The organism is Streptomyces sp. NRRL F-5123, assembly GCF_000721495.1.
Classification (GTDB): Bacteria; Actinomycetota; Actinomycetes; order Streptomycetales; family Streptomycetaceae; genus Actinacidiphila.
On record NZ_JOHY01000160.1, the window covers coordinates 1 to 945 of the forward strand.

General features: G+C 71.4%; 1 pseudogene. It reads right to left on the reverse strand.

Annotation, left to right across the window (positions count from 1 at the left end):
• Positions 1 to 765: pseudogene (locus IH54_RS0138665) on the reverse strand (hypothetical protein); the annotation flags it as partial.
• Positions 766 to 945 lie beyond the last annotated feature (180 nt).

The window sequence follows — 945 nt, forward strand, 5'->3', positions numbered from 1 at the left end:
GATGCCCTCGACGTCCTTCTTCGTCGCGTCGAACACCTTCTGCAACCGGGCCGTGGCCTGCTCCCGCCGCGACTCGTCCTTCGACTTCGCCCCGCCCTTACCGGAGTCCACCGCCTTCCCGGCGGCGTGCCGGGTCGCGGTCAGCTGGGCCATGGCGTGCGCACCGGTGGCGGCCGCACCCGCCTTCGCCTCCGCGATCTGCGCCTTCTCCTCACCCCGCGCCTTGCCGGGGGCGGTGGCCGAGTGTGCGTCGGCCTGCTTCTTGTCCTTCAACGCCCCCGTGAACTCGGGCTCGTTGCTCTTCGCCAGCTGCTCGTCGGTGACGTCCGCGGACTTCATCTGCTCATCGGTCTGCTTCGGACCCGGCGAGAAGTCCGTCACCGCCGCCGGTTGCGGGGCAGGGGCCGCGTCCGCAGCGTGAGGCGCGCCGGGGTTGGGCGGGGGCTGATCCGGGTGCAGGGGAGTGACCTGCTTGTCCTTGGCCGCGGACGTGTCCGGCGGAGCAGACGTCGCAGTGGTGATGTCGTGCGCGGACGCGTTCTTCCCGTCCGTCACCTTCCCGTCGACGGCACCCTTGATCTTCTCGGCCTTACCCGACTTCGAGAACTTGTCCGCATCGTCGAGGTTCTTCGGCGCCTGCGCCGCGATCGCGTCGTTGACGGCCCGGATGAACGCCGCCTTGTCGAACGCGCCGGGCTTGGCCGCGTCCATCTTCGCCGAATTCGCGACCTTCCCCTGCGCCTCCTTGTCGTCCGGCGGCGCCACCGCCGCATCCTGCGCCGACCGCGACTCCGCCCCCGCCGGACGATGCCCCCGCAACCTTGCCCGCTTGGCCGCCACATCCGCCGACACCCGCCGCATCCCCGGCGCCTGCGACGGTGACGGCGACACCGGCGCCACGAACCGCTGCGCCACCAACCGGGAAACCGCAGCATTCCCCGCCGC